At 62.8% G+C, this 18,901-nt stretch carries 19 protein-coding genes; 1 reads left to right on the forward strand and 18 read right to left on the reverse strand.

The window, feature by feature from the left end:
• Positions 1-363: 363 nt before the first annotated feature.
• The 18 genes from Q4610_RS20295 to Q4610_RS20380 all read right to left on the reverse strand — a co-directional run bounded on the left by Q4610_RS20295 (position 364) and on the right by Q4610_RS20380 (position 17,482).
• On the reverse strand, positions 364-1,179 hold the full coding sequence (locus Q4610_RS20295; protein ID WP_304537687.1) for an HNH endonuclease: 816 nt from the start codon (positions 1,177-1,179) through the stop codon (positions 364-366).
• Positions 1,176-2,900: an AAA family ATPase gene (locus Q4610_RS20300; RefSeq protein WP_304537688.1), complete on the reverse strand. Its 1,725-nt coding sequence runs from the start codon at positions 2,898-2,900 to the stop codon at positions 1,176-1,178. Before Q4610_RS20300 ends, Q4610_RS20295 begins: the two co-directional genes overlap by 4 nt.
• A gap of 363 nt (positions 2,901-3,263) precedes the next feature.
• The gene (locus Q4610_RS20305) at positions 3,264-3,485 is read right to left on the reverse strand and encodes a DUF2274 domain-containing protein (RefSeq protein ID WP_304537689.1); all 222 of its coding nucleotides are present in this window, start codon (positions 3,483-3,485) and stop codon (positions 3,264-3,266) included.
• A gap of 13 nt (positions 3,486-3,498) precedes the next feature.
• The gene (locus Q4610_RS20310; RefSeq protein ID WP_304537690.1) at positions 3,499-4,800 is read right to left on the reverse strand and encodes a TraB/TrbI/VirB10 family type IV secretion system protein; all 1,302 of its coding nucleotides are present in this window, start codon (positions 4,798-4,800) and stop codon (positions 3,499-3,501) included.
• Positions 4,797-5,765, reverse strand: a complete 969-nt coding sequence (gene trbG, locus Q4610_RS20315) for a P-type conjugative transfer protein TrbG (RefSeq protein ID WP_304537691.1) — start codon at positions 5,763-5,765, stop codon at positions 4,797-4,799. The genes Q4610_RS20310 and trbG overlap by 4 nt, the downstream gene beginning before the upstream one ends.
• Positions 5,762-6,604, reverse strand: a complete 843-nt coding sequence (gene trbF / locus Q4610_RS20320) for a conjugal transfer protein TrbF (RefSeq protein ID WP_304537692.1) — start codon at positions 6,602-6,604, stop codon at positions 5,762-5,764. The genes trbG and trbF overlap by 4 nt, the downstream gene beginning before the upstream one ends.
• A 6-nt stretch (positions 6,605-6,610) precedes the next feature.
• Positions 6,611-7,933, reverse strand: a complete 1,323-nt coding sequence (trbL, locus tag Q4610_RS20325; RefSeq protein ID WP_304537693.1) for a P-type conjugative transfer protein TrbL — start codon at positions 7,931-7,933, stop codon at positions 6,611-6,613.
• A gap of 25 nt (positions 7,934-7,958) precedes the next feature.
• Positions 7,959-8,681: a P-type conjugative transfer protein TrbJ gene (gene trbJ / locus Q4610_RS20330; protein WP_304537694.1), complete on the reverse strand. Its 723-nt coding sequence runs from the start codon at positions 8,679-8,681 to the stop codon at positions 7,959-7,961.
• A complete protein-coding gene (gene trbE, locus Q4610_RS20335) occupies positions 8,681-11,146 on the reverse strand; it encodes a conjugal transfer protein TrbE (RefSeq protein ID WP_304537695.1) in 2,466 nt (821 codons plus the stop codon). The genes trbJ and trbE overlap by 1 nt, the downstream gene beginning before the upstream one ends.
• Positions 11,140-11,427: a VirB3 family type IV secretion system protein gene (locus Q4610_RS20340; RefSeq protein ID WP_304537696.1), complete on the reverse strand. Its 288-nt coding sequence runs from the start codon at positions 11,425-11,427 to the stop codon at positions 11,140-11,142. Before Q4610_RS20340 ends, trbE begins: the two co-directional genes overlap by 7 nt.
• A complete protein-coding gene (locus tag Q4610_RS20345; protein ID WP_482241490.1) occupies positions 11,427-11,696 on the reverse strand; it encodes a TrbC/VirB2 family type IV secretion system protein in 270 nt (89 codons plus the stop codon). The genes Q4610_RS20340 and Q4610_RS20345 overlap by 1 nt, the downstream gene beginning before the upstream one ends.
• Positions 11,697-11,765: 69 nt before the next feature.
• Entirely contained in the window at positions 11,766-12,743 is a 978-nt protein-coding gene (trbB, locus tag Q4610_RS20350) for a P-type conjugative transfer ATPase TrbB (RefSeq protein WP_304537698.1), read from the reverse strand.
• Positions 12,740-13,150, reverse strand: a complete 411-nt coding sequence (locus Q4610_RS20355; protein WP_304537699.1) for a ribbon-helix-helix domain-containing protein — start codon at positions 13,148-13,150, stop codon at positions 12,740-12,742. The genes trbB and Q4610_RS20355 overlap by 4 nt, the downstream gene beginning before the upstream one ends.
• Positions 13,150-15,201 carry a conjugal transfer protein TraG gene (locus tag Q4610_RS20360; RefSeq protein ID WP_304537700.1) on the reverse strand — a complete coding sequence of 684 codons (2,052 nt, stop codon included), beginning with the start codon at positions 15,199-15,201 and terminating at the stop codon, positions 13,150-13,152. The genes Q4610_RS20355 and Q4610_RS20360 overlap by 1 nt, the downstream gene beginning before the upstream one ends.
• 143 nt (positions 15,202-15,344) lie before the next feature.
• On the reverse strand, positions 15,345-15,779 hold the full coding sequence (locus Q4610_RS20365) for a hypothetical protein (protein WP_304537701.1): 435 nt from the start codon (positions 15,777-15,779) through the stop codon (positions 15,345-15,347).
• 433 nt (positions 15,780-16,212) lie between these two features.
• Positions 16,213-16,902: a DUF4145 domain-containing protein gene (locus Q4610_RS20370; protein WP_304537702.1), complete on the reverse strand. Its 690-nt coding sequence runs from the start codon at positions 16,900-16,902 to the stop codon at positions 16,213-16,215.
• Positions 16,899-17,192, reverse strand: a complete 294-nt coding sequence (locus Q4610_RS20375; protein ID WP_304537703.1) for a type II toxin-antitoxin system RelE/ParE family toxin — start codon at positions 17,190-17,192, stop codon at positions 16,899-16,901. Before Q4610_RS20375 ends, Q4610_RS20370 begins: the two co-directional genes overlap by 4 nt.
• Complete coding sequence (locus tag Q4610_RS20380) at positions 17,189-17,482, reverse strand: CopG family ribbon-helix-helix protein (RefSeq protein ID WP_304537704.1); 294 nt, start codon at positions 17,480-17,482, stop codon at positions 17,189-17,191. The genes Q4610_RS20375 and Q4610_RS20380 overlap by 4 nt, the downstream gene beginning before the upstream one ends.
• A 117-nt stretch (positions 17,483-17,599) precedes the next feature.
• Between Q4610_RS20380 and Q4610_RS20385 the strand changes: the two genes are divergently transcribed.
• Complete coding sequence (locus Q4610_RS20385; protein WP_304537705.1) at positions 17,600-18,820, forward strand: competence protein CoiA family protein; 1,221 nt, start codon at positions 17,600-17,602, stop codon at positions 18,818-18,820.
• The last annotated feature ends 81 nt before the right edge of the window (positions 18,821-18,901 follow it).

Consider the following 18,901-nt stretch of genomic DNA (forward strand, 5'->3'; position numbering starts at 1 on the left):
CGGCGATGCAGATCCCATCGATGATCTGCTCCCATACAACTGGGTAGATAGTCGCGCTGCCACCAGCCCCGTCATCGATCAGGCCGCCTGAGCGCTCCCCCGTGGGGGTGTTTTAGCGCTTACGGTTGGCTAAAGCGCGATCGCCCTGAATAATTCGAGATAAAGGATTATCCGAGGTGAGCGACCGGTGCTTCGTGCCCGCCGAACAGGACTGGCCCCGACAAATCCACTCCTTTCGCGATCACGACGTGAATGTCTGCTTTTGACGAAAGCGTCCACCTCCTCGTCGAGAGCTCCATGGCCAGCTAGGCACCCAATCTCATTGGTTCCGGGGCAATCCGCCGGTCCCTTAGAGCCGTTCGCTCAGACTGGCACGGCGTTCACGCGCTCGATGAGCTTGGTTATGACCAATGGATCCGCGAGCGCACCTCGCAAGAATCCCGCGTCCCAGCAATTAACGCCGTAAGTGTCGGTCGCATCCTGCAATCGGGTTTCAAGTTCGGCCCGCAGCATATTCTCGGTGGGAGCAGGGCCTAAGCGACGGCTCAGCTTCGATGGCAGAGGGCCCCATTCTCGTCTCACCGAATCGCGCCAGTCCTTTCCCAACAACGTCTTCACATGGAAGTCCACGATTCGGCGCCGGGGGCGTGGCAGGGTTGGCAGTGCCACCGGCTCGAATTGCAGCACGTCGAGATTGGGATCGAATTCAATGCGCCATAACGCCCGCGACGCCCATCGATCATAATAGGGGTGAATAAAGCGCGCGGGCCAGCGCCCACGGTAGGTGTCGCCCTTCTCACCGCTGTTGCAAATCTCGCAGGCGGGGACGAGGTTCTCGCGAAGGATAGAGAATTCGGGAAAGCGTCGGCGCGGCAAAGCGTGGTCCAGCGATCGACCGCCGAGCGACCCACACATCGGGCAGCTTTTGAACGGAACAGCCGGCCGGCGGATCCGGTTGATCGGACCCGAGCGACCACGGGTGTCATACAGATCGTGGAGTGCCGTTGCGTCGGCACCGGTGAATCCCGCCGGTAGTACCCGCCAAGGATTGCCGCGAAACTGGCGATAGAGAGCAGCCGCTGCCAGCCATTGAGCTTCGCGTACGGCCCAGCCAGGCTTGCGACATTGTCGGGTAATGATCCCGTCACCTGCGTCAATAGGTAGAGGTAGATGCTTCAAAGTGCATCCCTCAGCTCGACCAGCTCGGCGATATAGGACAAGGTTTCGGGGTTTAGATCCGCACCGAACCGCCGTCGAATCTGGCTTATCGTCAATTCTGGATTGTCGTCGATATATTGCTCGAGGACGTGTTGGAACCGGTGCTTGGGACCAACATCACCGAACACGAACTGCGAGATCGTGTCGATGCTTGCCCCAAAGGTCTGCATCGTCGGCGGATCAATCATGATCGTATCGTCTTCATGATTGCGCGTGATCATCCGTACACGCCGTGCCGGTACCTCGCGCACTACATAGGCCGAGTGGGTTGCGATGAGCGCGATCGAGCCAGATTGGTCGAGCAGGCGATCAAGCATCTCCATGAATTGCGAGATGTAGTTAGGATGCAGGTGGGTCTCGGGCTCGTCGAACAAAAAAATCGTGCCCCGCCGCAATGAGCCGATCGCCTGTGCGGCGAAGCGCATCAACGCAACTTCGCCGCTGCTCAGGTTACGGGCGCGCATGCGAGCCGTCATTATTACTGGCGGTCGATCGGTCCGGATCCGGGCATAAAGCTGGAGGTTGCGTTGCTCGTTCATGCGCCGGAACAGCGGGAAGAAATTGCGCTCGCCTATTCTAGTCGGCGGGGGCAATGTATCGGGCTCGTCACTGTCGATCAGCTCTACGTAAAGCCTGTCCGAAATCCCGAGCGGCTCGAGTACTGTGTCTAGTAGCTCCATTGCGCCTCTGCGTCCGAAGCCTTGAGTATCGGTATCAGCGCGCAAGCAATCGACCAGCGCCATAGTAAGGCCACCGCCTTCGCCACCATGTGCACCGATCATCCGATGGTAGCGATAGTCTATTCCCTCCCAAGGTGGCAGCGATTGCGGATAGCTATCGGAAGCCACCGAAGAGAAGACAATCAGCCGCGATAAATCTGGCCGCGGATTGAAGGTCGCAGCACGATCGATGTCCAGCGCATCTACCCAAGGCGGCGCGATCCGCAATCCGTCGATCATTGCCTGAAAGAGCCGCGTTTTACCCGTGCCGTTCTGCCCGACGATCACCAGCGCACGTCGTGAGAGCGGAAAATCCTCTCCAAAATCGGCGTCGAGCACGTGTTCGCCTACCATTCCGCGCAGATCGGCCTCGACGGTGAACGACGACGCGGCATCGTCAATGTCTGTCAATTCGTGTGGTGTTAAGTAACGGTCGCCTTGGCGGAACGCTACCCAAGTTCCTTCGTCGCGGAGTGCGCTTTGATGAAACGCGATGGTCTGTGTGAGTTCGATGATCGCGGCGTCGTTGGGGTCGCCCTCGACCCGCGCCAGGACGGCATCGTGCATGCGGCGAAGGCAACCGATCGCATCGTCGAAGCCCAACCAGTCTACCAGGTCACGATAGTCAGTCTCGCTCTGCAGTACCGAGACGAAGCGCCGGTCGATGCGATCGATCCGCCGGCGTGGCCGGTCACCGTTGGCATCGGTTACGCCCAGTTGGTTGACGATATAACTGCGCGTGCGGGACTGTCCTTCGACCAGAAGCCGCATTCGCAACGGCCGATCGGCATCATCGACGTTGACTAAATGGAGATCAGCACGCAAATTTGCGCTAAAGTCGTTCCAGTCGCGGCCATCAGGAACAATCACAAGCGCGCGATCCGGGATTCCTGCCCGCATGGCGGCCGCACGAGACGTCGCGAGATAAATCGGAATGTCGGATGTGGCGGGAATACGTGGCATCGTACTTATCTAGCTTAAAAATTGACTTTTTCGACTAGATTGATCGCCTAAAGGAATAGCTGCGTAACGCTATCGGATTTTCCTAGGACGGCCGACCCGATGGTTCGTCGGAGGATCGCTACTCATGCGCGCCCATTCGCGAGCCACCTCCGGCAGCCACCGAGGCCTTGCCAGTGCGGCAACGCGCGGGGGCAATTTGTCCGGGCACTGTGAAACCATCCGGCAGATAGTGCTCTCTGAATAGCCGAGGAATTTTGACAATTCTCTCGGCGTCCAGAGACGGTCATCCTCCATTGCGGTGATTTCCCCCTTGCCATATCGGCCGCGCGCGGCAACCGCAGGAGCCGATCTCCGGCAGGCGCGTCACGTTCCTATCTCCGCGTCCTTACGCGCCTTGGCGAAAGCGCGGTCACTGGCGAGAAAGGAATCGAGCATGGCCGGGATCAGGTCAGCCACCTCCGCCTTGTCAGAATAAGCGCGATTATAGAGCGCGGCATAGTCGGCAAGCGCATGAGCAAGGTCGGGCGTGACCGTGACGGTGATCTTGACCGGGGTGCGGTCGGGGAGCTTGGCGAGTTTGAGCACGGGGCGTCTCCTGTCAGCGTCCGCCCCATTCCCGCAAGACCAGATCCTTGTGAACGATCACGCGGAGCGGCCATCCGGGACGGACGGTGATGGTGGGCTGGATGTTGAGGTTCTTGGATACGATCTGCTGGCCCGCCTGATTGGCGGACTGCTGGGTGGACTGGCGGAGCGCCCGCACAAGGTCGCTTTCGTTGTCGCCGATCGACAATTCGGTGCCGACGCCCAATAGGGTCGATAGCGCCACGCCCTTGAGCAGCCGCCAGGTGTGATAGTCCACCTTGTCGGACAGGCCAGCATAGCCTGCCGCGTCGGTGGCGGGCAGATTGTCGATCTGGATCGAACTGCCATCAGGCAGAATGATCCGTTGCCAGACCAGCAGCGCGCGGCTCTGTCCGAACGCCACCACGCTGTCATAGCTGCCGATCAGGCGCGAGCCCTGCGGAACCATCAAGATCCGGCCCGTCACCGTGTCGAATACGTTTTCCGTCACCTGCGCCACGACCATGCCGGGCAGGTCGGAAGTGAGGCCGGTGAGCAGGCTGGCCGCGATCACGCTGCCCGCCATCACCTGATATGGCGAGGCCGGGGTCTGAAGCGCATGGGCATTATATATGCCGCCCGATGCGGGTTGCCCCACGAAATCCAGTTTGCGCTGCTGATTGTTCTGGTCGCGATCCAGATCCAGAGCGAGCCGGCCTGTTTGAGCCGCTTCTCCTGTCGCCGGGGTCGCGCCCGTGGCTTCTGCTCCGGCTGTGGTGGACACCGCCGCAGCCGTGCGTCCTGACGACTGGACCATGACTCCCGCTTCTCGCGCCTGTGCCGCCTGCGCCGCGATACGCTGGCGCTCGGCTTCAGCCGCCTGCTCCTGCGGCGACATCGCGCTATCGCCGGGCAACCCGCCGCCCGCCTCAAGCTGGCGCTGGCGTTCGAGGATCGGCCGCCCGAGATCACCGGGGAGCGGCGCTCCCAGGATCGGCGTTCCGGGCGCAACCTCGCCGTAATTGCCGGGAAGGTTGGCAACCGCATCGGCGGGCGTCTTGCGGTCGCTGACGGCACGCTCATCGGCGGTGTTGGCGATATGAAGCGTCTTCGGCCCCAGCGCCATCCATGCAACGCCCGCGATAGCGAGCGAACTGGCGGTGGCCCCGCCGATGATGACGCCGCGCCGGAAGCGGACGACACGACGGGGCGTCGCGCGCAGCACAAGGGTTTCGGGTGGGATTTTGGATGACGGCGCAGATTCTGGCGCGGGCGCGGCGGGTGCCGCGAGTTCCGGCGCGTCCGGATCTACGGGCGGGATCGGGGCGGCGCTCATTTGCGCGTCCTCCCGTCAGTTCGGGCAATCCGCACGACCTGCTGCGGTTTCTCGCCAAGACGAAGCTCGGCCGCCGCGAACAGGCGATCGACGATGTAGTGATTGCCGCTGACGCGGTAGTTGACCAGTTGCGTGTCGCCCAGCGGGCCAACGACGAACAGCGGCGGCGCTTCCCCCTGATCGAGCCGACCCGGAAACTCGATATAGACCTTCGTGCCATCATCCCAGGCGCGGACCGGCCGCCATGGTGGGCTGTCGCCGCTGATCTCATAGCGGAATCTGAGATTGGTGAGCGAAATACTCTCCGCGACCGGCCGGGCCTGCTCGGCACGGACGTTCTGGCCCCTCAGGGCGACCAGCCGATCCTGCGGATAGGTCCAGCTGATCGCCGCCATCGCGGTCGCGTCGGTGCTTTCGAGCGCGAGATGATAGGCGCGACGGTCGGTCGTGATGACCATGTTCGTGATGAGGCCGGGGGCGAAGGGCTTCACCAGCACATGCACGCGCGCCGCATCGCCCGCGCCGCTCGTGGTGTCGCCAATAATCCAGCGGACGGTATCGCCGGCCGATACCGCCACCAGCTTCTCGCCGGCCTGCAAGGCGATGTCACTGACGCGCTCGGGCGCGGCATACAGACGATAAAGCGCGCCTTCCGTCCAGGGGTAGACCTGCACGGCATTGATGTAGCCCGCGCTCGACGGTTCGCGCGTCGCGGCGCGGTTGGCCGCCTCGATCCGCGCGGTGGGCGCACGGGTCTCGCCCTTCACCGATGGCAGGGGCTGAAGCTGGCCGGGTAGCGGCAGCGGCACCGGCTGTTCGACGATTGCGACCGGACGGGGCGGCTCGGCCTCGATTGCGGCGGGGCGGAACTCGGCGGCGTCATAGCTGATCGCGGGCGGCGGCGTCTTGCCCGCGCAGGCGGCAAGTACCAGCGTCGAGGCGCACATCATAATAGTCCGGGTCATTGTCCGGTTACTCCTTCATGGCTGGGACTGGCGGGCGCGGCCGGGAGTGGCGCGGCTTCCGGGATGACGGGTGCGGCCGGTGCTAACTGCGCAGGCGCTGCGAGCGCAGCATCTACCGGCGGCCGTTGCCCTTGCTGGCCCGATGATGCGGGCTGCCCATCCAGTTCACGCGCCCAGTCGATCGCGCCGACGAACAGGCCCAGCGGGTTTTTGCGCAGTGCATCGGCGGTCTTTGGTGGTCGGAGCATCATGGTCAGCATGGCGGTCCAGCGTTCGGTCCTGGCCAGGCTTCCGCGTTCGTAGATGCTCTCGGTCCATTTGACCTGAAAGCTGGTGTCCGATGCACGGACCACGCTCGTCACCTGCACCGACACGCTGCGCTGGCCGATGCCGGCGAACGGGTCGTTGCTGCGCGCATATTCGTTGAGGAAGAGCGCGGCGCGATCATTCGCGAAGTCGTAGGCGTCAAGCCAGTTGCGCTTGACCAATACCGGGTCGGTGGAGACGGACCGCACATTCGATATGAACCGCCCAAGATGCCATGCGACCTGACCGTCCGTGGGCTTATAGTTCTGGATCGCGGGAGCGACCGAACGGGCCTCGCCCAGCCGGTCGACCTCCACCACATAGGGCGCGACCCGGCTCTGCATCGACTGCCAGACGTTGGAACCGATCAGCACGCCCGCCAGGCCAAGGCATCCGAAGGCGACCAGCCGCCAGTTCTTTGCCTGCACGCGGGCGGAGCCAATGCGCTCGTCCCAGAGTTGGCCGGCACGTTGGTATGGGGTTTCTGGCTGCGGGCTCTGCCCATATCGCTGGATGGATCGTTTGAAAAACATTGGTAATCACTCCTTGTCGCTGAGGCTGGGATTGGCGGCGGAACCGGGACGATCGCCGTCCTTGATGGTCTGCATCGCCAAGTGACGGTGGTGACGGGCAGTCTGCTGTGCACGCAGGCTCCGCGCCCATGCGGGAGCACTGTCGGGGGCGTTCTCGCCCGAAGCGTTCGACGTGGCGGCGGCTGGCGTCGTGCGCCCCGCGTTCCAGGCGGCTTGCTGACCGCGTGCAGCGCTTTCGCGAATTGAATTTGCGATACGGGAGGATGCGGCTTTCGCGCCTTGCGATGCAGCCCCGCCAGCGGCGGTTGCCATGCCGCCAAGACCAGCACCGATGCTGGTACTCCCGGACGTCTCCTGCCCCAGTCGATAGGCCGACGAGGCAGCCGATCCCATCGCCGTTCCGGCCTTGATCGCACCCATGCCGCCGCGCCCGGCCGCCATTGCTCCGCGCGCGCCAAGCATCGCCGCGCCGCCCGTAGCAAGAGCAGCACCCGCGACCGTGCCCACAGCAGCACCCGCGCCAAGCTGGGGGGCGCCTGAGACAAGGCCGGACGCAATACCGGGACCGAAGATGCCAAGCCCGAACAGGGTGAGCGCGCCCATCAGCAGGCTCAGCGCATCCGCGATCTCCGGCTCGCTACCGACAAGGGCGGTCAGTTCGCCAAACAGATTGGTGCCAATGCCGATGATGACGGCGAGGACCATGACCTTGATGCCGGACGACACGACATTGCCCAGCACACGTTCGGCGAGAAAGCTGGTCTTGTTCCATAGTGCGAACGGCACGAGCACGAACCCGGCGAGTGCGGTCAGCTTGAACTCCAGGATGGTGATGAAAAGCTGGATCGCGAGGATGAAGAAGGCCAGCACGACCAGCAGCCAGCAAGTGAGCAGCACCGCGATACTGAGGAAGTTGCCGAAAAACTCCGGGAAACCGGACATTTCCGTGACCTGATCGAGCAGCGGATGCGAGGCGGTAAAGCCGGTCCCGGCGATTGCGCCCGGATGCATCAGATCGGCGGCCGATACCCCGCCGCCGCCCGCCGTGATGCCGAGGCCGGAAAAGCTTTTGAATATGATGTCGGCCAGCGTGCTGAAATTGCCGATGATGAAGGCGAAGGCCCCGACATAGAGCACTTTCTTGACGAGCTTTCCCAGCACGTCCTGATCATTGTCCATCGCCCACCACAAAGCGGCGAGCGTCACGTCGATGCCGATCAGGACGGTGGTAAGGAACGCGACATCGCCGGACAGCAGCCCGAAGCCGCTGTCGATGTAGCTGATGAAAGCTTCGAGGAAGCTGTCGATGATGTTGAGGTCGGGATTCATGTCGGGGCCGCCTTGCCGTGCGCCGTCAGTTGCGCGTGTAGATGTCGGCGGTGCCGATGAAGCGCTCCGTCCGCTCGCGTGCGGCCTCCATCGCCTGTTGCTGGCGCGCGCGTTCGATGGCGTCGGCGCGATATTGCGCCGCCATCATCTGCTGGATCTGGAGCTGCTGGCGGGTTGAGAGCGCGATAAGCTGGTTAGTCGCCTGCCCAACCTGCAAGCTGCCCGTGGCCGATTGGCTCTGGCTGACCAGTTCGGTAAGCAGGTCGGCATCGGCCTCGATATTCTCGACGACCTGCGCCTGCACGCGCATGCTCTGGCGATAGCCCTGCATCGACGCCTGCAACCGGGTGCGCGCCTGCGCGATGATCTGGCTGGTGGAAAGCGCGCGGTCGAACTCGGCGGGGAACTGCTGACGCAGCACATCGTCGGTGGATGCGAGATCGAAGGCGATGCCCTCGGCCTGATTCATCAGCGTGCCGATCCGCTGCATCGAGCGGGTGATCTGGTTGAGCGACGAGAAGTCGAGCCGCTGGAGATGTTTCGCCATGTTGGTCAGCATCGACGCCTGGTTCTGCAGCGCCTGTATCTGGTTGTTGATCTGGCTGAGCGTGCGCGCCGCCGTCAGCACATTCTGCGCATAGTTGCTGGCGTCGAACACCGGGATGGCGTGTGCTGGTGTCATATGCAGGATCGCGGCGGCGGTCATGCTAGTGGCCGCGAGACAGGCTGCGAGAATACGGGTTTTCATCAGAACAGCTCCTTTTGCTGGGGGTTGAGAGGATCAGCCGCTGCCGGTTCGGCGTCGGGGAAATCGGCGAGCAGATCGGCGGCCCAGTCGATCCCGCGCGCACGCAGCATCGCGGCGGCGAAGCCGTCCGGACCATGATGTTCGAGAAGGTCGTCGATCAGGCTTTGGCTGGCGGCGTCGGACGAGCCGCAAAAGGCAAGCGCGACCGGCCCCAGCGCCAGTTCGAAAAGGCGGTTGCCGCGCCGCGATTGCAGATAATAATGCCGCTTGGGTGTAGCCCGCGCGATCAGCTCGATCTGGCGCTCATTGAGGCCAAATCGTTCATAGGTGGCACGGCCCTGCGGCTCGATCGCCCGGTCGTTGGCGAGGAAGATACGCTGCGGGCAGCTTTCGATAATGGCGGGCGCGATCGAACTGTCGGCGATATCGGCAAGGCTCTGCGTGGCGAACACCACGCTGACATTCCTGCGGCGCAGTACCTTGAGCCATTCGCGGATGCGGGCGGCGAAGACGGGATTGTCGAGGAATACCCATGCCTCGTCGAGAATCAGCAGCGTCGGCCGCCCGTCGAACCGCTCTTCAAGCCGATGGAACAGATAGGTCAGCACCGGCAACACCACGCCGGCTGTGTTCATCAACGCCTCTGTCTCGAAGCATTGCACGTCCGACAGCGCGAGGCGGTTTTCGGCGGCGTCGAGCAGACGGCCGAACGGCCCTTCCAGCGTGTACGGCATCAGGGCCGCTTTCAACGCGTTGGACTGGAGCAATACCGCAAGGCCGGTAAGCGTGCGTTCTTCGGGCGGCGCGCTCGCGAGGCTGGTGAGCGCGGACCACAGCGCTTCCTTGACCTCTGGCGTCACATCCACCCGCTCGTGGGCGAGCAGCGAGGCCGTCCAGTCGGCGGCCCAGGCGCGTTCGCTGTCATCATCGATATGGCGCAGGGGCTGGAAGGCCAGCGCATCGCTTTCGCCCAGCGCGTGATGCTCGCCGCCCATCGCCAGCACGGCAGCGCGCGCCGAGCGGCCCTTGTCGAAGATATAGACCTGGCTTCTAGGATAGCGGCGGAACTGCAAGGCGAACAGCGCCAGCAGCACGGACTTGCCCGCACCCGTTGGGCCGACGATGATCTCATGCCCGACATCGCTGACATGGGTAGAGAGCCGGAACGGTGTTGATCCGCTGGTTTCGGCATAGAGCAGCGGCGGACCGGAAAGATGCTCGTTGCGCGCCGGTCCCGCCCACACCGCTGACAGCGGCATGAGATGCGCGAGGTTCAGCGTGTGGACCAGCGGTTGCCGGACGTTGGCATAGACATGACCCGGAAGATTGCCCAGCCAGGCTTCCACCGCATTGACGCTCTCGCGGATGCAAGTGAACCCGAGACCGTTGACGATGCGCTCGACAATGCGGACTTTCTCGTCCGCTGCGGCGCGATCCTCGTCGGATACGGTAATGGTCGCGGTGTAATAGCCGAAGGCGACATGATCGCCGCCGAGCGCCTGTAGCGCGAGGTCGCTATCGGCCACCTTGTTGTCGGCGTCGCTGTCGGTGAGCGGCACCGGCTCATTCATTATCACTTCGCGCATGAGCTGCGCGATGGACTTGCGCTTGTTGAACCATTGCCGCCTGATCTTCGTCAGCGTCTTGTTGGCGGCGGTCTTGTCGAGCGCGATGAAGCGCGTCGCCCAGCGATAGGCGAAGTCCTGATGGTTGAGCGCATCGAAGATGCCGGGGCGCGTGGCATTGGGAAATCCCATCACGGTCACGGTGCGCAGATGCCGGTCGCCCAGCGTCGGTTCGATCCCGCCCGACAGCGGCGTATCGACCAGCAGCCCGTCGAGATACATCGGCGTTTCCGGCGCGGCGACAGGATGGCGTTTTGGCGAAATGCAGCCGTGCAGGAAGGTCAGCGTCTCGCTGTCATCGAGCGGTCGTACTTCCGGCATGAGGCCCGAGAGCAGATCCAGCACGCGATCGGTCTCGGCGATGAAGGCGCGCAATTCCTGCCGCCAGTCTCTTCCCTCCTGCGGGACATCGCGTTCCAGCAGCGCACGCTCGGCGCGGCTGACCTGATCGGCGGGTGGCAGATAGCAGAGCGTCAGATGATAGGCGCTCTCGAAATGCTGGCCCTTGCGCCCATCGAAATGCGCGCGGCGTTCTTCGTCCACCAGCCATGAGGCAGGATCGGAAAAGCGGCTGTAGGGATAGTCCAGCGCCTCGATGCGCTCGGCATCGAAGAACAGCGCCCAGCCGGAACCTAGACGCCGCAGCGCATTGTTCGCCCGCGCGCAGACCGAGACCAGTTCGGCTTCGGTGGCGGATTCAAGATCAGGGCCTCGAAAGCGCAGCGTCCGCTGGAAGCTACCGTCCTTATTGAGCACGACGCCGGGCGCGACCAGCGCGGCCCAGGGCAGATGGTCGGCCAGCCTATCAGCCGCGCCGCGATATTCCTTGAGGTTCAGCATGTCAGATATCCCCGCTGGCGAAGGTGGCGTGCAAGCACGGCGGCGAAGTCGGGATCGCGTTTGGCTGCGAAGACCGCGAGGCTGTGCCCGGCGAGCCAGAGCAGCAGGCCCGCAATCCATTGCTGGAGACCCAACCCCATCGCGGCGGCGAGCGTGCCGTTGAGGATCGCGATCCCGCGCGGCGCGCCGCCGAGCAGGATCGGCTCGGTCAGCGCCCGATGCAGCGGCACCTCGAAGCCGTCGATATGACCACCTGCCGCGATGGAGCTGGCCCCCGCCATCAGACCAGCGCCCCGCCGCCGAAGCTGAAGAAGGAGAGGAAGAAGGAACTGGCGGCGAACGCGATCGACAAGCCGAACACGATCTGGATCAGCTTGCGGAAACCGCCGCTCGTCTCGCCGAACGCCAGCGCGAGGCCGGTCGTGATGATTATGATGACGGCGACGATCTTTGCGACCGGACCCTGAACGGATTCGAGTACTTGTTGGAGTGGCTCTTCCCACGGCATGCCCGAGCCGGAGGCGAAGGCGGTGACAGGAAGCAGCAGCATGGCGGCTGCGGCAAACGCGAGCCGGGATGGCAGGCGCACGGGTTTTGGCTGAGTAAGATTTTGCATGGATCAATCTCCTGTGTGCGTGGGGATGGCGAGGTCGGTGACGGCGTAATCGCCGTCGCTATCGAGACCGTGGACCTCGGCCACGCTCTCGACCCTGCGGCCGGTTCCCCGGCCGGAGATGAACACCACCATGTCGATCGCGTCCGCGATCAGGCGGCGGGGCACCGTGACGACGCCCTCCGAAACAAGCTGCTCGATCCGGTAGAGCGCGGAGCGCGCGCTATTGGCGTGGACCGTGGCGATGCCGCCCGGATGCCCGGTGTTCCAGGCCTTGAGCATGTCGAGCGCCTCACCGCCCCGGACCTCGCCGACGATGATGCGGTCAGGGCGCAGTCGCAGTGTCGAGCGTACCAAGTCGGCCATGCTGACCGCGCCCGCCTTGGTGCGAAGCGCGACGGTATCGGGCGCGGCGCATTGCAGCTCACGCGTGTCCTCGATGATGATGACCCGCTCGTCGAGCGTCGCCATTTCATTGAGGAGCGCGTTGGCCAGCGTGGTCTTGCCGGACGACGTGCCGCCCGCGACGAGGATGTTGCGGCGCTCGACCACCGCCATCGACAGCGCCAGCGCGACTTCGGCGCGCATGATGCCGTCCGCCACATAGTCGATCAGGCGATGGATGCGGGCGGCGGGCTTGCGGATGGAGAAGCAGGGCGCGGCCGATACCGGGGGTAACAGCCCCTCGAACCGCTCGCCGCCTTCAGGCAGTTCGGCACTGACGATCGGTGCGCCGGCATGGACCTCGGCGCGAACATGGCTCGCGACCAGGCGGATGATGCGTTCGGCTTCTGCCGCTTCCAGGCGCGCGCCGGTATCGACGCGGCCTTCGCCCAGCCGATCAAGCCGGAGCGCGCCATCGGGATTGACCATGATCTCGATCACGAGGGGATCGGACAGGGCTTCCGCGATCTGCGGTCCCATCGCCGTGCGCAGCATCGCGCGGCGGCGGCCCTGTGCGGTGGCGTTGACGAAGCCGTTCATGGCCTGGCCTCGCCGGTTTGGGCGAGCGGCTTGGGGCCAGCGGCCATCTGGCGGCCGATCTGCTCGATAAACCGGTCGAAGCGGTCGCGGCCGACCGCACGGGCAGCGGCATCGGGTTCGGGCAGTTGGGCGGTGAGGCAATAGTGCTGGTGGACGAAGAGCGAGAGGCTTTCCAGCAGCACCTGAACATCACGGCTGAGACGGCCAAGCTGCAGGCTCATCCGGTCCAGCCGTCCGCCGAAGCGGTCGTCCAGTTCGTGACTGCCCTGCCGGGTCAGCCATGCGTCGAGCGCCGCCACCAATATATCGGAGCGGGCGACGCCGGGCTTGGCGGCCATTTCCTCCAGCCGCTCGGCCAGCTTCGGTTCGAGAAATAGCTGGTAGCGCACCTTGTCGCGGTTTCGCATCACATGTCCCCACCGAAGCTGGGAAGGATGTCGCTGCCGCGCTGTTTGCCTTCATTCATCGCGACGGCGCGGGCGACATTGCTCAGGCTGGTCATCGCGCGCCGGTCGGCTGCGGGATCGCTGTCATCATCGTCACCGGGCGTGGCGTCCTGCTCGCGTTCGATCGGCCTGGCCGACTGTTCTTCGGGCAGGCCGGGGTGGCGCTGCTGTTGCAAGCCGCCTTCGGCTTCCTCGTCGAACGCCGCGCCTTCGGCCTCTGCGGCTGCGGTGAGTCCTTCATGCAGGCCGCGCACTTCGCTGCCCCAGTCGTCCGGGCGCGGGCTGGGACGATCCACATAGACACCATCGCCATTGTCGAGACTGGGCGGTGGCAGGACGCGTGACGTGAAATTACGGTCCTCAAAATAGCGCAGCTTCTTCGCCCGGATCGGCGCGAGGCCCGAGACCATCACCAGTTCATCTGCGGGCGGGAGTTGCATCACCTCGCCGGGGGTCAGCAACGGACGAGCGGTCTCCTGCCGCGACACCATGACATGGCTGAGCCAGGGCGCGAGACGGTGGCCAGCATAGTTGCGCTGGGCGCGCAATTCGGTGGCAGTGCCAAGGGCATCACTGATCCGCTTGGCGGTCCGCTCGTCATTGGACGAGAAGGCAATGCGGACATGGCAGTTGTCGAGAATGGCGTTATTCTCGCCATAAGCCTTGCTGATCTGATTGAGGCTCTGCGCGATCAAATAGGCGCGGATGCCGTAACCGGCCATGAAGGCGAGCGCGGTCTCGAAGAAGTCGAGCCGGCCCAGCGCCGGAAACTCGTCCAGCATCATCAGCAGTTGATGCTTGCGACTCTTCTTAGGATCGCCTTCCAGCCGTTCGGTGAGGCGGCGGCCGATCTGATTGAGGACCAGCCGGACAAGTGGCTTGGTTCGCGAAATGTCGCTGGGCGGAATGACCAGATATAGGCTGACCGGCACTGGCCCATCGACAAGATCGGTGATGCGCCAGTCGCAAGCGGCGGTGGTCATCGCCACTGTGGGATCGCGATAGAGGCCGAGAAACGACATGGCGGTGGAGAGGACGCCGCTTCGCTCGTTCTCGGACTTGTTCAGGACTTCGCGCGCCGCGCTGGCGACGACGGGATGGACCTGCGGACGCTCCTTGGTGCCGAGATGGTTGGTCGCCATCATCCGGCGCAGCGTGTGAGCGAAGGACCGCTGCGGGTCAGACAGGAAGGTGGCGACGCGCGCGAGGGTCTTTTCTTCCTCGGCGTAGAGAACGTGAAGGATCGCGCCGACGAGCAGGCTGTGGGAGGTTTTTTCCCAGTGCGACCGGCGCTCCAGCGCGCCTTCGGGATCGACGAGAATGTCGGCGATATTCTGAACGTCGCGGACTTCGTTGGGGCCCTTGCGCACTTCCAGCAACGGATTGTAGCGCGCCGAACGCGGATCGGTCGGATTGAACAGCAGGCAATGCGAGAAGCGGGACCGCCACCCGGCCGTCAGTGTCCAGTTCTCGCCCTTGATGTCGTGAACAACGGCACTGCCGGTCCAGGATAGCAGCGTTGGCACGACCAGCCCGACGCCCTTGCCCGAACGGGTCGGCGCGAAAGCCATGACATGCTCTGGCCCATCGTGGCGCAGATAGTCGGCGCGATAACGGCCCAGGAAAACGCCCGCATCATGGAACAGACCTGCCCTCGCGATCTCGCCGCGTGCTGCCCAGCGCGAGGAGCCGTAGGTGGTGACATTGCGATTCTGCCGTGCGCGCCAGAGCGAACCGATGATCGCCGCCGCGCAGCCAAGAAAGCCACTGGCGCCTGCCAGTGCTCCGGCCTTGTCGAACACTTCGGGCGCATAGGCCTCGAAGTGATACCACCAGCGGAACAGATCCCAGGGCCGGTAGACCTGAGTGTCGAGGACCACGATCCAGGGTAGACCGAGCTGTGCCTGATAGCCCAGCATCGATGCGGCCCATTGGGTCGCCGCCCAGACGCCGAGAATGACGATGGCGAAAACGATGAAAATCTGCCCGACGAGCAGTTTGGTGGGTGTCATAATTCCATGATCCGGTTCGCGCGACGCGAGGTGCGGCGCTCTGCGGATCAAGGCTGCGTCAGGTCAGTGGTTGGGCGTGATACCCCTGATCGTCCCGGACTATCCCTGTATGTCCTTCCCGGTCCTCGCCGGAATGAAGTGTTTTACGGACGGAGAGACAATTCGCGCGCGTTAAGCGGCAAATCGGTGTCTGCGTCATAGAGAATGATCCCGACCGATTCGCCGGTCGTGTTCACTGTCAGAGTGACGGGATGCGGGCCGATTTCGGAAGCGATGAGCCGCCTGGCAAAGCGCCAATGTTCATCGTCCGCGCATTCGGGCAGGTTCACCACGATGTGAAAATCATAACTTTCCGGCTGGTCAGCACGGGATTGGCGGTCGGCGGCCGGGTCGGTCAGCGCGATGCTGGCGATCCGGCCATGAGCAGGCATTTCCGGCTCATCATAGCCGAAGGCCGCACGAACGATCCGGCTAATCTGTTCGATGTCCTGCTGCGCCTGCTGCGGTAGATGATCGATCCGCTTCCTGACGGCAGCGGGATCGTAACCTTCGTCAATAAAGTCTGGTAGTTCGTCCATGGCGTGCCCCCGATCGGACAATTGCAACCAAATTGGGTCAACCGGAAGACACGATGTGCGTAAGCACCGAACTCCCGCGCGTTAAACGCGGGAGCCGCCGGAGCTGGTAACATGCCAACGACATGCGCCGCCGCCTTTAACCCGAGGGTCTGGACATGCACGGCAGCACCCCGGAAATCGAGATTTCCGAGTTGCTTCGTTGGCGGGATTACCAGTCCCGGCGCTGCCCTTTCCGCAGCGCGGAATTGACCTAGCAGGCGCGCGGGATGCCGCCAAGGCGATAGGAAGAAGCGTTGGCGGAATCCGAACGGGATGACCGGCATGAACTGATCGCAGCGCTATTGCCCGATCGAGGACGAAGCATGGCTGCGCAGATCAAGGATTCGGAAGAGAACGGCGTTGAAGGCCGACTGGCGCGTCCCGGCTCCAATAATCAGCGAGTACGCGGCGGAATGGTTTTCCGCACATTGTCCGCTAGCATGGGCGCGTAATAGACGGCGTGCAGGATACCCTCGACTATATCGAGCAGCGTATTCACGGTATCCGAGCTCGGCTCGAAATCCCGATGCATGGCCGCATGTCCCGCTTCGATGAGCGTATCCTTGAACATCGCTTGCTGGTTGGGGGCGACATGTCCTGCCTCGAAGAACTTCTCGATGTTCTTCTCAAACCTTCCCTGATCCCCCACCTGGTCGATCATCAGACGCTCGACCAAGGCCCGGATACCCATGGTGGCGAGACGGTGCGCGCCCATGGCCAGGGCCCCATATATTTCGTCGCAAAGGCCGTTATAGGACTGAAGATAGGTGTTGAACGGCAGGAATTGACGACGCCATTGCGGTTTCTGGCGCTTGATCGATGGCGGAAAGAACTCGGTGTAGACCGCCGGCCGTCCATGTTCGTCCGAGTCTTCGGAAAACCAGTGCCGGTGGCGTAGCCTGACGGTATCGCAACCAAGACAGCGCATCAGTGCCCAGCTGTCTCCGCCCTCGATGTAGATACCGCGCTGGTCATCCAACTCTTCCTGCCACGAGGTATTTTCCGTGTGGACAATCGCGTGATTGTTCCATTGCAGACATTTGTTGCAATGCGCTCGCTCGGTCAGATTTGCCGCATCGCTCATGCTCCGCGCGAGCCCAATGGCGGCCATTGCCTTGAGGTGTGAACCAAGGTGAGAATCCAGACGGTGTCATCTTCGACCTGATACACCAGCCGATAATTCTCATGGGGGATCAATTCGCGTGTTCCAGCGATCTTGCCTGTTCGGCCCATATGCGGAAAGCCGGCCAGACGCCCGGCAGCCTCCCCGAAAAGTTCATCCATTCGCACCGCAGCGCGCGGATTTTCGTCAGCGATATAGTCGATGATCTTGATACGGTCCTGTTCAGCTTCCGGCGTCCACCGAACCTTCACGCCTCTGCCTCATCTGCCCTGCGGCGCAATTCTGCACGGCGGGCGACGAAGTCGGCTTCGACGTCCTCATTCGACCGGCCGCGGCCAGCGCGAACCGACACGCGGGCGATCTCGACCTTGCGGCGCAAAAACTCGTCATAGTCCCGTGCTTCGCGCTGCCGCTCGACATATTCGCGCATCAAGTCCCGCACGATCTGGGAGGCGGGACGATGGGTAGCCTCTGCCTCAGCCATGAACGCATCCCGTAAATCGGGTTCGAGCTTCATCGTGAAAACGGCATCCTTCGACATGGCCGACTCCATTCGGATTTATACTGACAAGATATATACATCATCATTACCTTGCAATGGCGCTACCGCGCGAAGCATAGTTCTTGATCTGTTCCCGACTCAGGATAGAGTTGGCTTATGGGACGGAAACCACAACGGATTGTCGAAGCAGCTATCATCGAGCGGATTGGCCCGGTGACGGCCCAGGAACTGATGGCGATGTCCGACGATAGCTGGGGTCTGATCCGCGATCAGATTACCGATCGCCGCAATGGGAAGGACGGCCTTGTTGCCCGATGCCTGGCCTGTGAGTGCGAAGTTTATATTCGCACATCCAAACCGCGCGGGATCGCTCGCCCCCTGTTTCAGCATTATAACGGGAGTGATCCGGACTGCCGCTGGTTTCAGGGACGGAATATCAAACCCGATGCGGCTCGGGCTGCACAGTATCATGGAAAGCAGGAATCAAACTTTCATCGCCTCATGTGCGAACTAGTTGGCGAACTGGCGGCGCTCGATCCCCGCTACATCAAGCATACCGTTGCCCAATATCGCCCCCCGACCGAGAATGAGCATGGTCGCTATCCTGATACCTATGTCGAGTGGGATGGCTTCGGCCCCTTTGTCGTCGAGTTCCAGATGTCCGGCACTTTCCAGACGGAAATCTCGGCGCGCTGCAAGCATTATGAGCGTGAAGGCATACCCCTGCTATGGGTTCTCTTCGGGCTCGATACGGCCGCCGCGCTTCCGCAAAGCTTCATCGACGTTATCCGCCGTCATCGCGGCAATGCGTTCATGCTCGATCAGGCTGCCGTAGCCGCATCGCGGGAACAGAAAACACTTGTTCTGTCCTGTTATCTGCGGGGGCCTGATGGTGAACTGAAGGTACCAGAGTTGGTGCGGTTTGATGCGCTTACCATTCCGCGCTCAAAACTACCCTATCATGAAGACAGGATCGTTGGCCCGCGCCTGGCTGAGATCGAGCAAGCGCGGCGACCATGGTTCTCGGCGCTTGCTAAATGGGAGGATCGCTTCAAACCCCTTGGCGATCTGGAGCGCCCGCAAAGTTTGCTGCTCGCGGCTGCTTTTTCGATCATTGCCGCTGCGAACGGGAAAGAGCGAAATTATGCAAGCGGGCATTCCAACATCTCTGCGATGCTCAATACTTACCTGAGCACGAAAGTCCTTTCACCCTACTCGGACCTGTTGAAACAGATTATCGAGAACACGCGGGGAAGCGGCATAATCAAGGCATCGGTCCACGATCACCTCCGCCGCTATCGTGACGCAGTTCAGGCCACGAGAGAATCCCGTGAATGTGTCAACGGCGGAGCAAAAGTCGGCCATTCGGCGGCGTAAAACCAGGCCATCGTGTTACATGCCGGGGGGAGTGGCGTGAGGGCGTAGCCCGAGGGCCACTCCCCCCGGCATTGGTGTAAT

The organism is Sphingobium cyanobacteriorum, from assembly GCF_030580935.1.
Lineage (GTDB): Bacteria > Pseudomonadota > Alphaproteobacteria > Sphingomonadales > Sphingomonadaceae > Sphingobium > Sphingobium cyanobacteriorum.